The organism is Polaromonas sp. P4_F6, assembly GCF_056401275.1.
On the sequence record NZ_JBFUJQ010000007.1, the window covers coordinates 18,393 to 40,525 of the forward strand.

At 63.4% G+C, this 22,133-nt stretch carries 16 protein-coding genes; 9 read left to right on the top strand and 7 right to left on the bottom strand.

Features of this window, described 5'->3' with window-relative positions; translation table 11 throughout:
* Positions 1-7: 7 nt before the first annotated feature.
* Complete coding sequence (locus AC1DUN_RS16735; RefSeq protein WP_477714941.1) at positions 8-1,150, bottom strand: phosphatase PAP2 family protein; 1,143 nt, start codon at positions 1,148-1,150, stop codon at positions 8-10.
* A gap of 35 nt (positions 1,151-1,185) precedes the next feature.
* On the bottom strand, positions 1,186-2,967 hold the full coding sequence (locus tag AC1DUN_RS16740; RefSeq protein WP_477714942.1) for an adenylate/guanylate cyclase domain-containing protein: 1,782 nt from the start codon (positions 2,965-2,967) through the stop codon (positions 1,186-1,188).
* A 332-nt stretch (positions 2,968-3,299) separates the two neighbouring features.
* Here AC1DUN_RS16740 and AC1DUN_RS16745 point away from each other — a divergent pair, with 332 nt between their 5' ends.
* The 3 genes from AC1DUN_RS16745 (at position 3,300) to AC1DUN_RS16755 (ending at position 8,137) form a co-directional block, all read left to right on the top strand.
* Positions 3,300-3,782: a 4'-phosphopantetheinyl transferase family protein gene (locus tag AC1DUN_RS16745; protein WP_477714943.1), complete on the top strand. Its 483-nt coding sequence runs from the start codon at positions 3,300-3,302 to the stop codon at positions 3,780-3,782.
* Between the two features lie 12 nt (positions 3,783-3,794).
* Positions 3,795-4,892 (top strand): M4 family metallopeptidase, encoded by a 1,098-nt coding sequence (locus AC1DUN_RS16750; protein ID WP_477714944.1) that lies wholly within the window; start codon positions 3,795-3,797, stop codon positions 4,890-4,892.
* A gap of 218 nt (positions 4,893-5,110) precedes the next feature.
* Positions 5,111-8,137 (top strand): ATP-binding protein, encoded by a 3,027-nt coding sequence (locus tag AC1DUN_RS16755; RefSeq protein ID WP_477714945.1) that lies wholly within the window; start codon positions 5,111-5,113, stop codon positions 8,135-8,137.
* A gap of 9 nt (positions 8,138-8,146) precedes the next feature.
* Here AC1DUN_RS16755 and AC1DUN_RS16760 read toward each other — a convergent pair whose 3' ends face one another.
* A complete protein-coding gene (locus AC1DUN_RS16760) occupies positions 8,147-8,803 on the bottom strand; it encodes a class I SAM-dependent methyltransferase (protein ID WP_477714946.1) in 657 nt (218 codons plus the stop codon).
* A 21-nt stretch (positions 8,804-8,824) separates the two neighbouring features.
* Entirely contained in the window at positions 8,825-9,361 is a 537-nt protein-coding gene (locus tag AC1DUN_RS16765) for a hypothetical protein (RefSeq protein ID WP_477714947.1), read from the bottom strand.
* A 365-nt stretch (positions 9,362-9,726) separates the two neighbouring features.
* Between AC1DUN_RS16765 and AC1DUN_RS16770 the strand changes: the two genes are divergently transcribed.
* The gene (locus tag AC1DUN_RS16770; protein WP_477664510.1) at positions 9,727-10,839 is read left to right on the top strand and encodes a response regulator; all 1,113 of its coding nucleotides are present in this window, start codon (positions 9,727-9,729) and stop codon (positions 10,837-10,839) included.
* A complete protein-coding gene (locus AC1DUN_RS16775) occupies positions 10,836-14,258 on the top strand; it encodes a response regulator (protein WP_477714948.1) in 3,423 nt (1,140 codons plus the stop codon). The genes AC1DUN_RS16770 and AC1DUN_RS16775 overlap by 4 nt, the downstream gene beginning before the upstream one ends.
* On the opposite strand, the gene phhA is transcribed toward AC1DUN_RS16775, so the two are convergent.
* From phhA to hppD, 3 genes are read right to left on the bottom strand one after another with little or no spacing between them, the layout of a single operon-like run.
* Positions 14,255-15,160, bottom strand: coding sequence for a phenylalanine 4-monooxygenase (gene phhA, locus AC1DUN_RS16780; RefSeq protein WP_477714949.1), 906 nt, complete (start codon positions 15,158-15,160; stop codon positions 14,255-14,257). The two genes, AC1DUN_RS16775 and phhA, sit on opposite strands and share 4 nt — an antisense overlap.
* The gene (locus tag AC1DUN_RS16785; RefSeq protein ID WP_074579891.1) at positions 15,148-15,945 is read right to left on the bottom strand and encodes a transporter substrate-binding domain-containing protein; all 798 of its coding nucleotides are present in this window, start codon (positions 15,943-15,945) and stop codon (positions 15,148-15,150) included. The genes phhA and AC1DUN_RS16785 overlap by 13 nt, the downstream gene beginning before the upstream one ends.
* 52 nt (positions 15,946-15,997) lie before the next feature.
* Positions 15,998-17,143 carry a 4-hydroxyphenylpyruvate dioxygenase gene (hppD, locus tag AC1DUN_RS16790; RefSeq protein ID WP_477714950.1) on the bottom strand — a complete coding sequence of 382 codons (1,146 nt, stop codon included), beginning with the start codon at positions 17,141-17,143 and terminating at the stop codon, positions 15,998-16,000.
* Positions 17,144-17,261: 118 nt separating this feature from the next.
* On the opposite strand from hppD, the gene AC1DUN_RS16795 reads away from it, so the two are divergent.
* From AC1DUN_RS16795 to lnt, 4 genes are all read left to right on the top strand, one after another.
* Complete coding sequence (locus tag AC1DUN_RS16795) at positions 17,262-17,735, top strand: Lrp/AsnC family transcriptional regulator (protein WP_007867295.1); 474 nt, start codon at positions 17,262-17,264, stop codon at positions 17,733-17,735.
* A gap of 251 nt (positions 17,736-17,986) precedes the next feature.
* The gene (locus AC1DUN_RS16800) at positions 17,987-18,733 is read left to right on the top strand and encodes an N-acetyltransferase family protein (protein ID WP_477714951.1); all 747 of its coding nucleotides are present in this window, start codon (positions 17,987-17,989) and stop codon (positions 18,731-18,733) included.
* 920 nt (positions 18,734-19,653) lie between these two features.
* On the top strand, positions 19,654-20,436 hold the full coding sequence (locus AC1DUN_RS16805) for an HlyC/CorC family transporter (protein ID WP_477662477.1): 783 nt from the start codon (positions 19,654-19,656) through the stop codon (positions 20,434-20,436).
* A 32-nt stretch (positions 20,437-20,468) separates the two neighbouring features.
* Positions 20,469-22,103: an apolipoprotein N-acyltransferase gene (gene lnt, locus AC1DUN_RS16810; RefSeq protein WP_477714952.1), complete on the top strand. Its 1,635-nt coding sequence runs from the start codon at positions 20,469-20,471 to the stop codon at positions 22,101-22,103.
* Positions 22,104-22,133: the final 30 nt, after the last annotated feature.

Consider the following 22,133-nt stretch of genomic DNA (forward strand, 5'->3'; position numbering starts at 1 on the left):
ACTATCCTTACTGGAGGGGTTTCCACTCTTTGACGGCCTTGGACCACATGAAGGCCAACAGCGGCGAAGCCGCAATGTTGCCGACCTTGCCAAGGTATTCGTAATAGCCGCTGTGGTGGTCGTCCATGGAAACGCGCAGGTCAAAATCGACTACACCGCCTTGCGGGGTGTGGAACTTCCGGCCGTCGAAGCCGCGCTCGTGAAGCTTGTTGTTGCCGAGGCAGCGTGCCACCAGGAAGTCACCGAGTGCCGTGCCGAGCAGCCTTCCCACGGCGCTGTCCACGGGATAGTGCAGGCCTGCCACCGTGCGATTTACCGCGATACGGGCCGCTTGCCGCTCCAGCTGCTCACGGAATTTGGCGCCCGTGCCATTGGCATTCTCAAGCAGGGCCAGCAACACTGTGGCCACGGTGAAGGCTTCCGTCGCGTGCCCGCTGGGCCAGCTGGCGTGGCCGGGGGTATCGATCATCGGCTGAACTTGCGGTGACAGCTCCATGGGGCGCGGGCAGGCGAAGGCATGCTTGAAGCGCATCTCCACATCCGAGGCGAGGAGGAGCGACAGCGTTATCAGTTCCAATGTCCATTTATGGCGGTGCGGCTGTAAGCCCACAACGGATCCCCAATAGGGCACTTGAGGGGTCGTTTGGCTGAGGATTTCGCTACCCCGGTCTTCACGCAGTTCTGCGTAGTTGGCAACCAACCCGACCTGTTGTTTGAAGACCTTCGCGGTAGGACGTATCAAGCGGACAACGGTGTGATCCTTGAGCGGCCTCCTGTTCAAGTCAACAAAGCCCAGCGTCACCGATTCCTTGGCTTGGTTGACATCGAAATGCAGTCCGCCCAACAGTTCAAGCTCACAGACTTGCAGCCGCCGTTCGGCTGCCCATTGCGTCAGGCGATCCGCCTTGTCGATAGGAAGGGGCAGGTTCACCGGCAGGGTGGGGCCTTGGAACGGCCCGACGAGGGCTGAGCGGCTTTTTGTCAGGCCGTCCGCAAGCAGCGGGTCCGAGCTGGCCGCCCCCAAACCGCCAAGCCCACCGAGCCCTCCCAAACCGCCCAATCCGCCAAGGCCGCCAAGGCCGCCAAGGCCGCCAAGGCCGCCAAGGCCGCCAAGTCCCCCCAAACCGCCCAGTCCACCAAGACTACTCATTGTCAATTCTCCTCGTTAAGTTGAAACCACTCTCATTATTCAGGCAGGCCGGCGAGCTTCAGCGCGTTGGCATAAGCTTGTCCGACCGGGTACTCGCTGCTGGGTGAGCGTTCACGAAATTTGCTAACCGTGAAGGTCGGTTCCAGTTTCAGCAGGCTGGTAACCGTCGCAGATGCAGCTTCCAGTTTTCCCGACATTGCCTGAGCTATGGCCAATGCACGGTATGTGGATGTATGCGTTCTGTTGCTGCGCAGTGACCGCAAGGCAAGTTCGATTGCACGCTCATACTGAGCGGCCGATACGGCGGCTGACGCCGCCAATGAATCATAAAAATACCGTATTGGGTCGAGAGGAGACAATCGCAGGGCGCGCTCGCTCGCCTCAAACGCCGCGCCTCCGTCTCCCTTGAACGCATTAAGCGTTCCGGTCAACAGCCATGCCAGGGACTCATTGGGGTTGACGCTTAGAGCTGCTTCGTAGCGTTGTGCGGCGACTTCCAGATTCTTCAGCAAATTTGTGTGAACGAAGCCATCTATCGTGAGCGCCAGAGAAGAGGTTGGGTCAATGTCGAGGGCTCTTTTGGTGCAATCCAACGCAAGCTGTTTCTCTTTCTCCGGGTTTTCCGCCCACCCCTGCTGTACCCGCAGTACATGCCATTTCGCCAGCCATGCGTAAGGAATTGGATGGCGGCGGCTACGGTCGATCAAGTGTTCCAGCATCGCGCGAGCGCGGTCAAACTCACTAAACGCCGTGCGATGCATCAGTGCTACCGAACCCAGCAGCAAGGTATAGCCGTCCAGCGTCGGCAGGGCCTGACTTTGGGCTCGCTCCAATTGCTGGGACATGACGGAAGAACTGATGGCCGCCACCATCCGCGAAATCAGCTCGTCATCCGTCTCGAACACGCCGTGTACTTGCCCTTTGAGATTTTCCGCCCACACCAATTTCTCGGTTTTGGCATCAATCAGCTCTACAAACAACGCCAATTGCGTGCCCACACTGCGGCAGGTGCCCGAAAGAATGTAGCTGGCACCCAGGTGCGTGCGGATATCCTCAATTGCCTCTTGCCGCTCACGGAATACCGTCGTGGACAGCCGCGAGATCACGTGCAGTTCCGAGGTCCGGGACAGTGCGGCGATCACCTCGTCGGCTAGCGCTTCGCCCAGCATTTCATGTCCGGGTTCAGAACTGCGCATCGCGAAGGGAATGACGGCAATAGTGGGGCGCAGGTCAAGACGCACTGCACTGCTGAGGGCGATCACCGGATGCTCCCCTAGCGGGGCAACGCGATAAGCGCGAACGGGCTTTTCAACGTGCTTGAGGTGGCACTCGCCCAAATCCTCGAGGTCGGCATCCAGGTTGGCGGTGAGGTTGTCGCGCAATGCGGCCGTTACCACCAGTTCCCCGGGACCGGCCAAGGTACAAAAGCGCGAGGTCAGATTGACGTCGGTTCCATAAATGTCATGCTGGTCCGTCACAAAGCTCGCCAGGTGGCCGCCCATGCGCAAATGCATTTGCTGCTCAGGCTTCAGGCCGGAATTGGCCTGCTGGCTGAAATGCTGCATGGCAAATGCCGCCTTGACCCCACCTTGAGCGTTAGCAAATTCCAGCATCAGCCCGTCACCCAGGCTTTTGACGATGCGGCCGCCATGCTGCGGCAGAATTTGCTGCTCAGCTTGCAGCACCAGTTGTTGCCATCTCTGTACGAAACCATCTTGATCCTGCTCCATGATCCTGACGGACTCCACCACATCCATGACCAGCAGCACCTTCGTGCTTCGGCCCATGCGGGTAGGTAATTCGGTCGGGGGATTCATCGTAAATGGTGTAACAAAGTTTTACCTCCTCATTTTGGAGGAGAACGCGGGTAATGGAAATACTGTGCGCGGCTTTATCTACAGAAACATCGGAATTGTTATGCTTGAGCAAAACCCATGGTAGATTGCGTTTAGCTGCGGTTTTGATGCACAAAAGGTCCGCTTTGCGGCTGCCTTATACAAAAACTGGGATGAACGCCGCCGTCCTATGTCGCGGATGGGCTAGTCGCCTTGGGAAAAATATCGTCCGCAGTGTTCAACTTCTGATCCTGTGCTGAAGGCGATAGGGTGCCAGGTGAGCGAAAAGACCATCGGGATTTCAGATTGGATTAATGTTGCGCGTACTAATTGGGGCCGGTGTTTTTTCAGCGACAGGCTCCCTCCCATTTCAAATATTGCCTTTTCTGATTCTGTCTCTCGTGTCGGAAGGGCGCATTGATATCGTTTATGCCGGATGGGTGGGCTCTGCATATCTCATCGGGATGCTTTTCAGCACCCTGTTATTGCCTCTTTTCAGTGTGATCATCACGCTGGGACAGTTCAGCGTGCAAAAGAGCTATTCGACGCTTGCGTACTTCCTGCCGCAGCAGTATTCCGGCATCGTCCCGCCCGAAGAGCGCCGTCAGCGCCAGGCAACGCGCGCGGTGCTGCGAATGGTGTTTGGGCGTACCGCTGTCGCTGCCGCTGACGTTCGCATTGGCACGGGAGCCTATGGCAAGCCTTGTTTGGTGGATTGCCGTGCCATCGGCTTCAGTGTGCCGCATTCGGGCGGCTTGAGCCTGTTGGCATTTGCGCCCCGGCTTTTTTCGCACTGAAGGGCCGAATTCGTGAAACCCGCCTACCGCTGCTTTTGTTTTGCCGTCCCGTCCAAGCTGTTTCGCAAGCTTGCCGAAAAATCAGGGGAGGAAGGGCGCCAGCGAATTGACAGCCACATCGAGCACAGCATGCGCTTGCGCACGCATCGCCATGTCTGCGCCAAGCAGGCGGTGGTGCCCCGCACGGTCCAGTCTCCCCAGGGCTTCATGCCTGCACAGGCTTACCGCCGCAGTATTTTTAATGCCGGCTTCGACACCGACCTGCCGGGCAAGCCGGTGCGCCATGAAGGAGACAAGCCGGTCAAGGATCGCGCTGTGAACCAGGTCTACGACAACACCGGCATCGCCCTGGATTTTTTCCACCAGGTTTTCGGGCGGGATTCCCTCGACGACCGCAGCATGCGTGTGGAGTCGGCCGTGCATTTCGGCAAGGACTTTGCCAATGCCATGTGGACCGGCGAGCAGATGGTCTACGGCGACGGCGACGAGAACGTGGGGGGCTTCACCGAGGCGCTGGACATCATCACCCACGAACTGAGCCATGGCGTCATCCAGCACATGATTCCCGGCGGGCTGGGTGTGGTCAAACTGGCGCGCAAGGACCGCGAGTTCGAGGAGCAGACGCATGTGCTCCAGGGCCAGGCCGGCGCCCTCAATGAATCTTTCTCCGACGTCATGGGCAGCATGGTCAAACAGTGGCACCTGGGCCAGACGGCGGCCCAGGCCAACTGGTTGCTCGGCGAGAACATGCTCGCGCCGCAGCATGGCAAGGCCATACGCTCGCTCAAGGATCCCGGCAACCGCAAGCTGACCTGGTATGACGACGACCAGTTCAAGACCATGGAACAATACGTGGACGGTGCCGACGTCCACGACAGCTCGGGCATTCCCAACCATGCGTTTTACCTCGCTGCCCGAAAAATAGGCGGCTTCTCCTGGGAGAAGGCCGGCCCCATCTGGTACGAAGCCTTTCCCAAGCTCAAGCCCAAGGCCAGCTTTCTGGATGCGGCGCGGGCGACAAGCCGTGTAGCCAGTGCGCGCTTCGGCAGTAAGTCAAAAGAGTACATGGCCGTGGTCTCGGCCTGGCAGGCCGTGAAGGTCCTCCCCTGAGAAGCTATTCTCAGACAAAGCCACTCCAAGCCACTAATGCCTTGATTTGTTGCGGGGCTCGTGCAACGATTCGCCTAGTGGTTTTTCCTGTTGTGGAGAGGGATAAATAGAAGATGTCGTTGCGCTGCGTTTCGTGCCTGACCGTGAATCCGGTGAGCAACCGGTTCTGCGGTAACTGTGGCGCCGCTTTCGGGCTCAGTGTGCAAGAGCCGTCCAATTTGCCCTCGCCGGTCTCTGAAATCCAGTGGGGTGCACTCAAGCACGCCACCATTCTTTTTGCAGACGTCGTCAGTTCTACGGAGCATGTGGCCGGCCTGGACCCCGAGCAGGCCATGGAGCAATTGCGGCCCGCCGTGCAGCGCATGTGCAATGCGGTGGAGCGTTTCGGCGGCACCGTCGTGCGCACGCTGGGTGACGGCATCATGGCCTTGTTCGGCGTGCCCCGCGCGCTGGAAGGCCATGCCAGCCTGGCCTGCGAGGCCGCGCTGGCGATGCAGGCGGCCTTCGAGGGCCCCGACTCGAGCCTGCGCATACGGGTCGGCCTGCATTCGGGCCAGGTTGCCCTGGACCCCGAGGCGGTTGACGCCACCCGGGGCGGCGGCGTGCACGGCCACGCGATTCACCTGGCCAGCCGCGTGGTGGCCCTGGCTGAGCCCGGCGGAATCTGCATGACGGCCGACTGCCTGGCGCTGGTGCGCTCGGCCTGCGACGTCCGGCCCATGGGGAAACATCCGCTGCGGGGCATCACCGAGCCCGTCGAATTGCACGCCCTGCTGGGCATGAAAAACGACGTGCAGAACCACAGCTTCCATGAGGCGGCGCTGTCGCTTTTTCGGGGACGGTCGCAAGAGCTGGCCGCGTTGCAGGACGCGCTGCGCAATGCCGAGAACGGCGAAGGTTCCGTGATTGGCCTGTCAGGCGCGCCCGGCTCAGGCAAGAGCCGGCTCTGCCACGAATTTGCCCAGTGGTGCCATCTGCGCCACGTGCCCGTCTTCGAGGTCAGGACACAGCTTTACGGCCATGCCACCCCCTTGCAGCCGGTCCTTCAGTTGCTGCGCAGCTGTTTTTTCCACATCACGCCGGCGCACGATGCCGCAGCTGCGCGGGAATGCATTGTGCGGGGGCTCGCAAAGCTGGGCGCCGTCTCTGCGGACGACCTCGCCTTGCTCAGCGAGTTCCTCGGCGTGGCCGGCGCGAACAGCCAGCCTTGCACCCTCAACCCCAAGGCGCGGCGTGCCCGGCTGCTGGGCTTGCTGCATGAACTGGTGAAGCAGGCTGGCGCCGCCACCTCCGTCATTGTTTTCGAAGACCTTCATTGGCTGGACGATGCCAGCGCGGAGTTCCTCTCGGCCCTGGTTGCCGCCGTCGCCGGAACCAGGACACTGCTGCTGCTCAACTACCGGCCGGGCTACCAGGCGCCCTGGTGGACGATGCGCCACTTCCGGGCGATTCAGCTGGCGGACCTGAGTTTGTCCGATACGGAAGAGCTGGTGCGCGAGCGGCTCAGGCATTACCCCGACTTGCTCGATTTTTTCCCGCTGATCGTGGAACGCTCCGCCGGGAATCCTTTTTTTGCCGAGGAATTGGCGCACTCCCTGATTGAAAAGAGTGCCGCACTGGCGGCTTCAAGCCAGAAAAAATCCGATGTCGCCTCGCTGGCGCATGCCCTGCCGGCGACCGTGCAGGCCGTCATCGGCGAACGCATAGACCGGCTGGTGGTCACCCAGAGAACGCTGCTGCATGTCTGCGCCGTGATCGGCAAGGAAATTCCGCTGGCCGTGCTGCAGGATGTCGCCGTGTACCTGGTGAGCCAGCTGGAGAGCGGCCTGGACGGTTTGTGCGAGGCCGAGCTGCTGCAGCTGCTGCGCGAGATCGCGGGCGGGCGGCGTTTCGCATTTCGCCACCCGCTCATCCAGGAGGTGGCCTACAGCACGCAGCTCAAGGCGCGGCGCGCCAACCTGCACGCCGCGGTCGCGATCGCCATGGAGGCGCACTACAGCGCGCAGCCGGGCGAGTTCGCCGCGCTGATCGCCTACCACTACGAAGCCGCCGGGCAATTGCTCAATGCGGCGCAGCACGAGGCGCGCGCCGCGAAGTGGACCGGCTCCACGAACTCGGCGCAGGCCATCAAGCACTGGCGCAAGGTCTGGACCCTGCTGGACGGGCAGGAGCGCTCGCCGCAGGTCAACAGCCTGCGGGCCCTGGCCGGCGGAAGAATCGTCTACCTGGGCTGGCGGGAGGGCTTGAGTCCCGAAGAGGTCCAGAAGATCACCCAGGAGGCCATAGGCCATGCCAGCGAGGCCGACAGCCGGCTGGTGCAATTGCTGCTGTTCGCCCAGGGGCGGATTCTGCAGTCCGGCGGCGGCGCGGCTGATGATTATGTGGAGTGCGTCCTCAAGGCCTTGTCCCTCACACCGCCTGGCAGGGATGCCGGCCGGGTCGCGATGCTGAACGTGGCCCTGAGCCAGGCCTATGCCTGGGCGGGCCTGCTGGAGCAAGGCCTGGCGGCCAACGACGCTGCCATGCAGGGCGTCGCAAGCATCGACCAGTTCGACCGGGAGTTCATCGATTTCAGCATTGAGCAATGGGTGCTCGGCATTCGCGCGCGCCTGCTGATCCGCATGGGACGTTTCGACGACGCCAGGGAATGCCTGCAAAAGATGCTGTCGGCCGATGACGGTCCGGGCGATCCCGTGATCGGACAGATCGCCCACCACCTGCATGTGGAGCTTGCGGCTGCGACGCAAAATACCATGCTTGCCAAGGAACACGTCACTGTCGTCGTGAATCTTGCGCAGCAATATGCCAGTCCCTACTCAAAAATCTTTGCGCTCTGGTGCTCGGGGCTGGCCGAAGCCAGCGCGGGAGATTTCTTCGCTGCGCAGGAGAGTCTTGCTGCGGCCTTGAATCTTATTTCGAGCACAGGGGTGGCGGTGGAATTTGAGGCGGAAATTCGGGCCTGCCTGGCGGAGTGCCATCAAAAATCGGGCAATCTTGAGCTGGCCCTGGAGGCTGCCAGGGAAAACATCGGGATATCCAAACCCCGCAACAACCGGCTGGCCGAGTGCCGCGCGCTGCTCGTCTGCGGAGGAGTCTTGAGCCAGAAAGCGGATGCCGGTTCCTGGCAGGAGGCGCTTTCACTCTTTAACCAGGCCGAGCAGCTGATTCGCCTGACGGGCGCCAAGATCTATGAGCAGACCCTGCATAGCGAGCGCGGCCGCGTTTTGCAGTTGATGGGGAACTGAGTCCGTAGCTCAGGGTAGCCGCACCAGCAGGGTGTACTCGCGCATGCCGTAGTTGTCCAGCACCTCCACTCCGGCGCCGAACTCCCGCGCGCAGTGGTCGCGCCAGACGGACGACGGGGCCCTGTAGAGCTCGGGCTTCGGGTCTGCGCCGTCAGTCAGTGGCGCGAGAAAGTTGACGGCAAAGCCGCGGCGGCTGGTAAGCCGCAGCGCGGCCAGCGTTTGCGCAACGAACTCGGTCCAGAGTGCGTCAGACTGGTCCAGCTTCACATTAAAGATACCGCTGGCAATCGAGTAATCCGCCACGCGGGGGCTCTTGCTGGCGACGGCAAATTCCGCGTTGCCGCGCTTACGCCACAACCGCCGTGCCTGCGCAATCATGGCCTCGGATAAATCCACGCCCAGATAGCTGATCTCCTTTCGCCGGTGCCGCCTGGCCAGAAATGCCAGCAGAGCGCCGTAGCCGCAGCCGACGTCGGTCAGGGAGAAGGGCGCTGAAAAGTCGCACAAACGCAGGAGTTGCACGAAGCGCAGCTCCTGCGTCGGCCGGCACGGCCAGTCCACCCCCAAGGGGGTCGGGCCGTAAGTTTCGACCTTTTGCGTGTAGTACTGGCCAATCGCCGAATGCAAAGCCGCCAAGGCGGGTTCAGCGGACAGGTGCCCGGTCATCGCGGCAATCGGCCAGACGGCTTATTTCTTGGCGCGTTTCTTGGCCGCTGGCTTGGCAGCAGGTTTGGCCGCCGGCTTGTCGGCAGGTTTCTTGGCCGCCGAAATCGGCTGCATGGGGATGGAGATCGTCAGGTAGTCCTGTTCCAGGTAGTGGATGGGCTGGCTCTTGTCGATGATCTTCACTTCCGTGTTCGACTTGTCGCCGCGCATGTCGTGGGAGGTGAAATAGACCGGCAAGGGCGTCTTGGCGGCCAGGTTCTTGATGAGGGCGTCCACGATGGCGGCGTCGCCGTCCAGGCCCTTTTTGTTGGAACCATGGCGGTACAGGTTGCCCAGCAGGTTCTGCCAGAGGTTCTTGACCTCGTTGTTGCGGGCGCCCAGGTTCAGCGCGGCGCAGCTCATCTTGAACGAACGGCCCTTCTTGAAGAGCTTGAACTCCTTTTGCAGGGCGACCATTTCCAGGATGCCGCCGAAATGCGACTCTTTGCCCTGCGAGGGCGCAAAGCGCAGGTTCAATTCATCCAGCATCGTTCCGATGTAGATGTCGTGTTCTTTCATGAAATAACCCATAGATTTCTCCTGCTGTTTCGATTGATGGAATGACCGCGGTGTTTTTGTAACTCTGCTACGGGCGTTGAGCGCCTCTTGTCAGGAGCCTTGTTTCCCCCCGAAAACCGGTCATTTCGTGGATAAGGGAAAAACTCCTCATTTGGAAGGATATCGTAAGCGAAGTAACAAACTATTACGCCCTCTTTTTGTAGGAGGGATTACCCGGTAGGCAAAGAATTAGACCCGATCTGGCGCTTGTGAAAAAAAACCGCTTTGAAGAGTGCCCTTGCAGCGCGCTTTTCCGGGCCATTGCCGACAAAATAAGGGCCCTAGGTCCCTGAATCCCCCAGAACACAACAGCGAGAGTCCGGTATATGCCCTTGATCGTGGTGATTGATGATGACGCAGGCACGCGCATGCTGGTCACCCAGGTGCTCAAGAAGGAAGGCCATGAGGTCATGGAGGCCGACGACGGCGCCAAGGGCCTGGAACTGATCCGCGAATTCAGGCCGGACGTGGTGGTCAGCGACATCCAGATGCCCCAGCTGGACGGCTTCGAGGTGCTCGACAGGGTGCGCAACGACGACGCGCTGGCCACCACCGCCGTGATTTTGCTGACCTCGCTGCAGGACCGCACCCACATGCGCCAGGGCATGACCACCGGCGCCGACGACTACCTGACCAAGCCCTTTGCCCCGCAGGAGCTGCGCGAGGCGGTCAACGCCCAGCTCAACAAGCTCACCCGGGCGGAGGCCATGCGTGCCCAGGTGGTGGACAAGGCCGTCCAGCTGGCGCTGGTGGAGCAGGGCCAGAAGATCAGCGACCTTTACGAGATGCGCATGGCGCAGTCGCTGAGCCAGCAGTGGCCCGAGACCGGCGCGGTGCAGGACAACGACAAGTTCGCCAGCGCCACGGTGCTGTTCGCCGACATGCGCGACTACGGCCTGTGGACACAGTGCCTTTCCGGCCCGGAACTCAGCGACGTCGTCAAGCGGCTCTACAGCAGCGTCGGCGACACCGTCTACCTGTTCGGCGCGCATTACATGCAGTTTGTCGGCGACGGCATGTTGTGCGTGTTTGTCGACGCCGCCGACACCCAGTCGGTCAACCACGGCCTGCGCGCCATTCGCGCGGCCCTGGGGCTGGCCGATGCCACCAAGCGCATAGACACCTATGTGCGCCAGCGCTTTCCGGAGCGGGGCCTGCCGAACTTCGCCCTGGGCGTGGCCCTGCACACCGGCCCCGTCGCTTTTGCGCGCCTGGACGGGCTGATAGGCCGCTCCGGCCAGACCACGCCCATAGGCGACACGGTGGCCGCCGCGCTCAGGCTGTTCCAGGGCCAGCCCTCGCTGGACTGGACCATCGCCGCCAGCGTGCAGGCCACGCGGCTGGTGACCGGCGCGGTGCGCACCGGCCGCCGCGCGCTGGTGCAGATCGCGGGACGCGCCAAGCCGCTGGATACCGTGGAAATCGTGGGGCTGGCATGACCACGCCCCAGGTGGCAGCCGCGGCAGGCAGCCTGCGCGGGCGCAGTTGGTCGCTGCGCGCGGTGCTGGTCACCAGCCTGCTGCTGTTTTCGCTGGTGCCGGCCGCCACCGTGGGCTGGTTTTTGTACCGCAGCAACCTGCAAAGCGTGCAGACACTGGCCGAAAAAACCGTGGACGGCGTGGCGCAGCGGGCGCAGATCAGCACCCAGGAGCACCTGGCGCAGGCCCACGTCGTGCTCAACGGCCTGGTCCAGGACCAGCCCGGCGAGGCCGGCGTGGCGCGCGCGCGCCAGCTGATCCAGAACCCCGCCCTGTTCGAGCAGACCGCCTTTGCCATGACCCGCATGACGCCCCAGGTGCCCCTCATGGTCCTGGCCACCCATCGCGGTGAATACCTGGGCGTCGAGGCGCTTGCCTCGGGCGGCGGCCACGCCACGCAGGTGGCGGTGCGCAAGGAAGGCGGTCAGGGCCGCACCTTCTTTTCCGCCGAATATGCCGGCGACCGCCGGCAAAAAACCAGCACCGAGGCCGCGAACCATGAGCCCCGCACCCGCGCGTGGTACCAGGGAGCGATGGAGAACAAGGGCCGCAGCTTTACCGCCGTGGCGCCTTCGGAAGCCCACAACCAGCTGCTGATCACCCTGTCGCAGCCTGTTTACGGCGCGGACGGCGGCTCGCTGGGCGTCTTCGCTGTCGACCTGCACCTGGCGCGTCTCAAGGAACTGCTGCAGACCATGGTCTTCAGTGCCCACGGTACGGCTTTCCTGCTCGACGAGAACGGCTTGTTGGTCGCCAACTCCACCATAGACCCGCTGTTCTCCGCGGCGCAGGGCAAGCTTGAGCGCAGGCGACCGATGGACAGCCGCAACCCCATCGTTCGCAGCGCCTACAACGAAGTGGCCTCCAGCCTGGGCAGGACGCTGCCCGACAGCGTGCAGCGCGTGGCTTTTTTGCACCGTGTGCCCATGGAGGGCGATACCCTGATCGTGGTGCTCAAGCCCTTCGGCGAGAGCCTGGGGCTGCGCTGGAGCCTGGTGGTGGCCGCACCCGAAAGCGACTTTGCCGCCGCCAGCCAGGCCGCCCTGCAAAAAACCCTGGCCGTGATGGCCTTCGCGCTGGTGCTGGGCGCGGGGCTGGCGACCTGGCTGGCCTACCGCCTGAGCCGGCGCTTCCGGGGCTTGAGCATCGCCGCTGCGCAGCTGGCGCGCGCCGAGGTGCCGCAGGTGCAGCAAAACGCCCGCATCACCGAGGTGCGGCAGCTGTCGCAGGCCATGCACGACAGCGCCGAGGAAATCCTGCGCAACCGCGCGGCCATCGACGCGCAGAACATCGCCTTGCAGGACGCCAACGAGACGCTGGAGGCGCGGGTCGCCAGCCGCACCGCCGAGCTGGCGGCGTCCCGCGAGGAGGCGCTCGCCGCGGCGCGCGCGAAGGCCGCCTTCCTGGCCACCATGAGCCACGAGATCCGCACCCCGCTCAACGGCGTGGTGGGCATGACCACCCTGCTGGCCGACACGCCGCTGGACCCCGAGCAGCGCGACTACCTGCACACCATGCGCGTCTCCAGCGACCAGCTGCTGGGTGTGATCAACGACATCCTGGATTTTTCCAAGATCGAGTCCGGCAAGCTGGATCTCGAAAACGAGCCGCTGAACCTGCTGGCCACCATCGAGGAGGCCTGCGACATAGGCGCGCCGCGCGCGCGCGAAAAAGGCCTGGAGCTGCTGGTCGACATGGGCGACGAACTGCCCACCTGGGTGCGCGGCGACGTCACGCGCCTGCGCCAGGTGCTGCTGAACTTCGTCAACAACGCCGTCAAGTTCACCGAGCGCGGCCAGGTCATCGTCTCGGCCCACGTGCTGGAGGACGCTACCCCCGAGCGCGGCGGGCTGATCGAGTTCCGCGTCAAGGATTCCGGCATAGGCATTCCGCTGGACCGGCAGTCCGCGCTGTTCCAGTCCTTCACCCAGGTCGATACCAGCACCACCCGCAAATACGGCGGCACCGGCCTGGGCCTGGCCATCTGCAAACGCCTGGCCGGCCTGATGGGCGGCGGCGTCGGGCTGGAGTCCGCACCCGGCCAGGGCTCCACCTTCTGGTTCACCGCGCGGCTGGGTTATGCCGATGCGCCGGAAATCGCCCAGCTGTCCTCGCTGCACATGGTCAGCCTGGCGGGCAAGCGTGTGCTGGTGGTGGACGACACCCCGGTCAACCTGCGCATCCTCGACAAGCAGCTCAGGCGCTGGGGCATGGAGCCCGCCCTGTTCGAGCGCGCCAGCGAGGCGCTGGACTGGCTGCGCAGCCAGCCGCCCGTGGACGTGGTGGTGACCGACATGCACATGCCCGAGATGGACGGCCAGACTTTTGCGCAGACCCTGCGCGAGCGCCACCCGGGCACCCGCATCGTGCTGCTGACCTCGGGCACCATGCCCACCGGCGAGCAGGCCAAGGTGTTCGACGCGCGCCTGCTCAAGCCTTACCGGCAGTCCCAGCTGTTCGAGGCCATCGCCCGCATCACCTCGGCGCCGGAAGCGGCCAAGGCCGTGGCCGAAGCCGGCAAGGTCGAATCGCGCAACCAGTTCATCCTGGTGGCCGACGACAACGCCGTGAACCTCAAGGTGGCCCTGGCCATGCTGGCCAAGCTGGGCTACGAGGCCGCCACCGCCCTCAACGGGCGCGAGGCGGCGGACCGGGTGGCCGCCTCGCTGCGCCCCGAAGGCGGCGTGAGCAGCCGCGACGGCCCGCGGCCCTATGCCGCCGTCCTGATGGACGCCAACATGCCGGTGATGGACGGTTTTGCCGCCTCGCGCGAGATCATCGCGGCCCACGGCGCGGCCGCGCCGCCCATCATCGCGCTGACGGCCTCGGTGCTCGAAGAGGATCGCCAGCGCTGCCTGGCGGCCGGCATGGTGGGTTTCCTGCCCAAGCCGCTGCGCATCGACGAGCTGTCGGAGGCGCTGGCCCGCTACGCCCGCAAGCCCGAGGATGCCGGCGCCGCGAGAATCATGGCGGCCGAAGCCATGCCGGCCCAGGGCACATCGCCGCAAGCCGGGGCACCTTCAGTGGTCCTGATGGACTGGAGCCGGCTGGAGCAGTTCAAGGAATTCGACGACGAGGAGCGCAGCATGACGCGCGAGGTGATCGCGCTGTTCGCCAGCGACGCGCCCAACCGCATCGACGACATACGCGCGGCGCTGGAGGCTTCGGACAGCGCCGAGCTCTCGCGCGCCGCGCACGCCCTCAAGGGCGCGGCGTCCAACGTGGGCGCCGAGGCCCTCAGCGATGCCTGTTTTGTGCTCGAGCAGTCCTGCCTGCAGGGCCAGTGGCCGGCCGATGCGGGCCAGCAGGTGGCGCGGGTGTGCGAACTGGCCGAGCGGACCCGGCACGCACTGAACGACTGGATGGCCAGCCCCGCTTAGGCCGCAGCCTGCGTCCGGGCCAGCTCTTTGTAGAAAGGCGTGAAGTCCGGCTCCGTCAGGCGCAACAGCGCCTCAAAGCTGTCGATCACGAAGTATTGCTGCTGGAAGGTGTCGATCTTGTAGGTCGAGGACATGCAGCGCAGCAGCTCGGCGTTGTCGCGCAGCGGGATGCGCTTGGGCTCGGACGACTCCACACTCCAGGCCAGCTCGCCCGGGCTGCTCAGGATGCCGGCGCCGTAGGCGCGGACGTCGTCGCCGCCTTTTTTGTCGCGCATCAGGCCGAACTCAATGGTGTACCAGTACAGGCGCGAGAGCATCTCGACCGCGCCGGGAATCGGCTGCGTCCCATGGGTGCCGTGCTCCAGCGCATGCGCCTTCAGCGCGCCCTTGCCGTAGGCCTGGATGTGGTCGGCGTAGCTCGGGTCGAACAGCAGCGGCACATGGCCGAACAGGTCGTGGAAGATGTCGGGCTCGACGATGTAGTCGAACTCGACCGGTGTGCGTATCCAGTCCGTCACTGGGAATTTGCGGTTCGCCAGCAGCGTGAAGAACGGCACCTCGGGAATCAGCCCCGGTACGCCCACCAGTTGCCAGCCGGTGGCCTTGAAGAGGCGTTCGTTGATGTCCTCGAAGCGCGGGATCGCGTCGCTCGCGCCCAGGCTGGGCAGGGCCTTGATGAAGGCGCTGCAGGCCCGTCCCGCCAGCAGGGCCGATTGGCGCGTGTAGAGGCGCCGGTAGGTGTCGTGGTCCTGCGCGGTATAGGCCGCGTAATTTTGCGGGCAGGTGTAGTCCGCGTTGACCTGGCCGCCGCGCGCATAGTCGCCGCGCGGCGGCCGGTCGGACTGGCCGTACACCGCCGGCGGCGGGGTGCTATTGCTTTTGCTGTCGGCTACTTCAGCCATTGGCTCTCCACACGTTGGTATTCACCGCTGGCGCGCGCCAGGTGCAGCCACTGGTCGACGTAGGCCTTGAAGGGCACGTCGCCGCGCGGCAGCAGGTAGGCCATTTCGCCGTACTGCAGCGGCTTGTCGGGGTTGATCGCGCACAGGCCCGGCTTGAGCCTTTGCTGGGTGATGGCCTCGGCCGATTCGGTGACGAACACGTCGGCGCGGTTGGCCAGAATTTCGTCAAAAATCGTCAGGTTCTCGGGGTTGAGCCGCATCTGCGCTTGCTTGAAGTTGGCGCGGGCAAAACGCTCGTTGCTGCCGCCCGGGTTGAAGATCACGCGCGTCGTCGGCTTGTCGATGTCGGCCACCGTCTGGTACTTGGCCACGTCGGCGCAGCGCGCGATAGGCGTCTTGCCGTTGACCATATAAGGGGCGCTGAAAAAAGCCTTCTTCTGCCGCTCGGTGGTCACCGAAATGCCGCCCACGGCCAAGTCGCATTTGCCGGCCGTCATGTCGGGCATCAGGTTGGACCAGCTGGTCTTGACCCATTCCGGCTTCACGCCCAGGCTGGCCGTCAACGAGGCCATCAGGTCCACGTCTATGCCCTCGAAGCTGCCGTCCGGCTTCTGGAAGCTGAAGGGCTTGTAGTCGCCCGGCGTGCAGATGCGCAGCACGCCGGCTTTTTGCACGGCGTCCAGGCTGGACGCGGTCTGGGCCGAAGCGGCGCCGCAGGCGAGCAGCGATGCCGAGGCGAGGCCGAGCAGGGCCAGAGGGCGTTGCAGTTTCAGGCGAAGGGACATGGCAATCTCCGTAAGGGGGTGGTCGATGGGAGCTTTATTGTGCCCCCGCTTTTCAGGCTGCCTTTGCGTCCGCCAGAACCCCGCGGCGCATCTGGTCCAGTTCGATGCTCTCGAACAGCGCCTTGAAATTGCCCTCGCCGAAGCCGTCGTCGCCCTTGCGCTGGATGAACTCGAAGAAGATGGGCCCCAGCTGGTTTTCGCTGAAGATCTGCAGCAGCAACGCGCCCTTTTTGCCGTCCACCAGGATCTTGCGCTTCTTCAGGTCCGCCACGCTTTCGCCGTGGCCCGGGATACGCTTGTCGACCAGCTCGTAATAAGTGTCTATGGTGTCCAGCAGCTTCACGCCGCTGGCGCGCAGCGCGTCCACCGTGGCGAACAGGTCGTTGCTGCCCATGGCGATGTGCTGTATGCCCTCGCCCTGGTAGCGGTCCAGGTATTCCTGGATCTGGCCGGCCTTCTCGTTGCCCTCTTCATTGATCGGGATGCGGATCTTGCCGCAGGGGCTGGTCATGGCCTTGCTTTTCACGCCGGTGACCTGGCCTTCGATGTCGAAGTAGCGGATCTCGCGGAAGTTGAACAGCCGCTCGTAAAAGCCCGCCCATTCGTCCATGCGGCCGCGGTGCACGTTGTGCGTCAGGTGGTCGATATAGGTCAGGCCGTGGCCCGCCGGGTTCAGCGCATCGGCCTCGACGCCGGGCAGGGGCTCGAAGTCCACGTCGTAAAAGCCGATGTTGCCGATGTCGCCGGGCTGCGCGCCGTTCTTGCCGCGCCATTTGTCGATGAAATAAATGATGGAGTCGCCGATGCCCTTGATGGCCGGAATGTTGAGCTCGCCCGGGCCCGCCGTGTGGGCATAACCCCAGGCGCCCAGCGAGATGGCGCGCTCATAGGCGAATTTGGCGTCCTTCACGCGAAAGGCGATGGCGCAGACGCTGGGGCCGTGCTGGCGCGCAAAGCGCTGCGCGAAGGAATCGGGCTCGGCGTTCAGGATGAAGTTGATGCCGCCCTGGCGGTACAGCGTCACGTTCTTGTGGCGGTGCTTGGCGATCGGCTTGAAGCCCATGCGCACAAACAGCGCCGCCATGGCGGCCGGGTCGGGGGCGGCGTATTCGATGAACTCAAAGCCGTCCGTGCCCATGGGGTTGTCCCAAGCCGCGCCTTGTTCAAAGTTCAGGGCGGCGTCGCTGCGTGCGTTCATGCATGTCTCCAGAATGTTGGGGGTATGCATGGGACTTTAGCGGCGCCGCCCATCAGTTTTACTGCGAAATAGGGCGTTTGAATTGCTTGTAACGCAGTAAACCTGCAAAATAAGCGGAATGGAAACACTCGACAAGCTCGATCGCCAGATTCTGCGCAAACTTCAGGATGACGGCCGCGCCACCTACGACCAGCTGGCCGAGCAGGTGGGCCTCTCGCCCAGCGCGGTGCTCAGGCGCGTCAAGCGGCTCGAGGAAAGCGGCGTCATAGACCGCTATGTGGCGCTGGTCAAACCCGAGGCCGTGGGCCTGGGCCTGACGGCTTACCTCAACGTACGGCTCGAAAAGCACACCGAAAGCCACAAGCGCAACCCCATGGACTTGTTCCGTGCCAGCGTGCAGACCTGGCCCGAGGTGGCCGAATGCGCGGCGCTGACAGGGGAAATGGACTATTTGCTGCGTGTACTGGTCGAGGACATGGCCCACTACAGCCGCTTCATCATGGACACCCTGCTCAAGCACCCCAGCGTGCAGGACTGCAAAACCAGCTTTGTACTGGACCGGGTCAAGGCAACCACAGCCGTGCCTTTGTGAGGTCTGGGCGAGTCAGCCCCGCGTCAACAATCGGGTAGCCAATGGCTGTGTGCTGGATTTGGCAGGACGCGGGCCTGAATTTTGTTGTTGCGATGCAACATTTTTCCCTCCAAAGCCGATTCACTATGATTTTGATAGCTTATTGAGTCCTATTGACGGGCCAGGTGCCTGGTTTTGGCTGGCCTCCCTATTGAGGTCCTTTGAGAAGCCCCTAGGCTGGGAATTCTAGGGAAAACCCTTATATTGAAGCCATGGTTTCACCCGGCACACTTTTAAAAGCATCCTACAACGCGAGCAAGGAGTTCTTCCGCCCGCCTGTAGCAGAGACGCGCCCGCCCCAGCAGCAGCCTGCCGCCGCCCCGCATGTCCAGCCAGTCATGGTCCCCATCCGTTCCATAGGCCCCAGCCACGGGGAACGCATCGCCACCCATTTGCTGGCCCTGGGCGAACACGACCGTTATTTGCGCTTCGGCTACGCAGCCAATGACGAGCAGGTGCGCCGTTATGTCGACAGCCTGAACTTCGACCGCGACGAGATCTTCGGCATCTACAACCGCAAGCTGCAGCTGATCGCCATGGCCCACCTGGCGCATTCGACCGACCCCAACCTCAAGAGCTGCGCCGAATTCGGCGTCTCGGTGCTGGCCCAGGCCCGCGGCCGGGGCTACGGTTCGCGCCTGTTCGACCGCGCCGTGATGCACGCCCGCAACGACGGCGTCGACATGATGTTCATCCACGCGCTCAGCGAAAACACCGCCATGCTCAACATCGCCCGCAAGGCCGGCGCCACCATCGTGCGCGACGGCTCCGAAAGCGAGGCCTACCTCAAGCTGCCCCCGGCCGACCTGGATTCGCGCATGACCGAAATGGTCGAAGAGCAGATCGCCCAGACCGATTACCGCCTCAAGGTCCAGGCCAAGCAGTTCTGGGACTTGCTGGGGGTGATCCAGGAAGTGCGGCAAGGGGTGCGGGACGGTAGGGACCGGATGCCCATGTAGTTTGGGTGACCTGGCCGGTCGGGCTGTCTCTCTGCTGAGGGCGGTTGGCCGGGGTTGCCCGGCGGCAACTCACTTTTCTTTGCTTCGCCAAAGAAAAGTAAGCAAAAGAAAGGCGACCCTGGTGTCTGCGACCCTTCGCTTCGCTACGGGCAGCCTGTGGTGCTCGGTCCAGACGGGGTCAAAAACAACTCGCTTCGCTCAAACACGTTTTTGCCCTTATCCGTCTGGACCTGCGCTCCTCGGCGCATACACAAGGGGCCCGACTACCAACAGCCAACAGCCGAAGACAGAATCCCGAATACCTGAAACCACAAGGACACGCCATGGCGTGTCCTTGTTTGTCTTGGTTTGTTCTTTGGTATTTCTCTTTTGTCCCCGCTCCCGATTGTCCCGTCCTGGCTGGGCCGAGGAGCGCAGACGTAGGCGGATCAGGGATCGCGCTTGTCTGAGCCGAAGGCGAGTTTGCGCGAGACCCCGCCGTAGTCGAGCACCGCAGGTTGCCCGTAGCGCAGCGGAGGGACCCAGACTGCGGGTCGCCTTTTCTTTGCTTACGTTCTTTTGGCGAAGCAAAAGAAAGTAAGTCGCCCGCCGGGGCGAGACCCGGCCAGCAAGCCTATGCAAAGGGCAGGGGCGCGCAAGGCCGGAGCAAGACCCGGCCCAAGCAACCGATACAACCAAAGATTTCGTTCATCCCCCACTCCATACTCAATTGCTATCAAACAAGTAGCACCACAGCCCCAGTCACAAAAGGTTGGCAGGAGAAATTTCCTGTAAACCCTGCCGCCCCACCCTCACCATCAAAGATTTCAGCTATCCTTACCCCCTTCACAACTACCGACCGCCATCACGTGTCCGACGTTCCCCCCAGTCGGTCTTCCAGGCCAGAAGACAAGCGAGGCTTTCTGCAAAAGCTCGCTGAAATGCTCCACCCAGGTCCCGACTCGAAAGACGAGTTGATCGAAACCCTGGTGGAGGCCCAGGACAATGACGTTATTGGCGCCCAGAGCCGCGAGATGCTCGAGGGCGTGATCCGCATGGCCGACATGACGGCCGGCGACGTCATGGTGGCGGCGCCGCGCATGGACGTGATCAACATCGACGCGCCTTTCGACGAGTTGCTGCACCTGGTCATAGACACCGCCCACTCGCGTTTTCCCGTCTATGAAGGCGAAAAGGAAAACATCCTCGGCATCCTGATGGCCAAGGATTTGCTGAAACTGCAGCGCGCGCCCGAACTCAACATCAAGGCCTTGCTGCGCCCTGCCGTCTTTGTGCCAGAAAGCAAGGGCCTGAACGACCTGCTGCGCGAGTTCCGCGGCAACCGCAACCACCTGGCCATCGTGATCGACGAGTTCGGCCGCGTGGCCGGCCTGATCACGATTGAAGACGTGCTCGAGCAGATCGTCGGCGAGATCGAGGACGAATTCGACATTGCCGAGGACGAGGGCGACATCTTCGGCCTGACCGACCACACCTACCGGGTCAGCGGCGACACCTCGATAGAGCGTGTCAACGAGGCTTTCGGCGTGACGCTGCCGGAAACCGATTTCGACACCATAGGCGGGCTGGTGGCGCACGAGATGGGCCATGTGCCCAAGCGCGGCGAACACTACGCGCTGGCCGGCCTGCAATTCACGGTGCTGCACACCAAAGGTGGCGCGGTGCGCTGGTTCAAGGTATCGCCGGTATCCGCCGGCGTCTGACGACACACACAATAAAGTAAAGAGGGCAATATATGGCACGGGACTCGATCCACAGCATGATGTCCCACCTGCCGACCTTGCCCGCCTTGCTCGAGCATGCGCGCAACCTGCCGCCGCGCAAGGGCTTCTCGCCCTTCCAGCTGGTCATGGTCCTGGTCGCGGGTTGCCTGCATGCCGCCAGCATGGCCTGGCCCTTTGATTTCGCCTTCCTGCAGGGCCAGCCCCTGGGCGGCATGCAGCTGCTGGCGATGTTCCTGTTCGCCGCGCAGATCGACAGCTGCCGCTCCATGAAGCGCGCCGCCTGGCTGGGCGTCGCCTTCGGCACGGCCATGCTGTGCAGCACTTTCTGGTGGCTGTTCATTTCCATGCATTTCTACGGTGGGCTGGCCGCGCCGCTGACGGTGCTGGCCGTGGTGCTGCTCGCGGCCTTTTTGTCGCTGTACTACGCTGCGGCGGGCGCGCTTTTTGTGCGGCTGGCGCCGCGCCGCAAGCTGCCGCGCGCCCTGGTGTTCGCCTCGCTATGGCTGCTGGCCGAGCTGGCCCGCGTCGAATTCTTCACCGGCTTTCCCTGGGGCGAGGGCGGCTACGCCCATGTGGACGGCTGGGCCAGGCCGCTGGCGGCCTGGGTGGGCGTGCACGGCATCACCTTCCTGGCGGCGCTGGCCGCCGCCTGGCTGGCCATGGCCTTGCGCGCTTCCCGCATGCAGTGGGTGACCGCGATCGCCATCGTGCTGGCCTGCTTTGTCCTGTCCTACCTGCCGGTGCAAAGCGCCTTGCCGGGGGCGGCGGGTTCCAATGCGGCCGCCGAGCCGCTGCAGGTCACGCTGCTGCAGGGCAACATCCCGCAGAACGAAAAATTCCAGAGCGGCACCGGCGTGGCCACCGCACTGCAGTGGTACGGCCAGCAACTGCGCGACGCGAAGACGCCGCTGGTGGTGGCGCCCGAGACCGCCATTCCGCTGCTGCCCATGCAGTTGCCCGACGGTTATTGGCGGGCGCTGCAGTCGCGCTTTGCCACCGGGCAGCAGGCGGCACTGGTCGGCATGCCCGTGGGCAGCCCCCAGGCCGGGTATGCCAACTCGGTGGTCGGCTTCAAGCCCGGGCAGCCCGAGCTCTACCGCTTTGACAAGCACCACCTGGTGCCTTTCGGCGAATTCGTTCCGCCCGGCTTTCGCTGGTTCATCGACATGATGCGCATCCCGCTGGGCGACTTCAACCGCGGCGCGGTCGGCCAGGCTTCTTTTGAATGGAAAGGCCAGCGGCTGGCGCCCAACATCTGCTACGAAGACCTGTTCGGCGAAGAGCTGGGCGCGCGTTTTGCCGACCCGGCGCTGGCGCCCACGATTTTTGTCAACGTCAGCAACATCGCCTGGTTCGGCAACACCGTGGCGATAGACCAGCACCTGCAGATCTCGCGCATGCGCGCGCTCGAATTCAGCCGCCCCATGATCCGCGCCACCAACACCGGCGCCACCGTCATCATCGACCATACCGGCAAGGTCACGTATTCGCTGGAGCGCCACACGCGCGGCGCGCTGGTCGGCGAGGTCGAGGGCCGCAACGGCATCACGCCTTATGCCGAGTGGGTGTCGCGTTACGGCCTGTGGCCGTTGTGGGGGCTGGGATTGGGTATCGCGGTTCTGGCACTCTTGTTCCGCCGTCGCTAGACTGGCTCACCCCGTCGGACGCTCACTGCG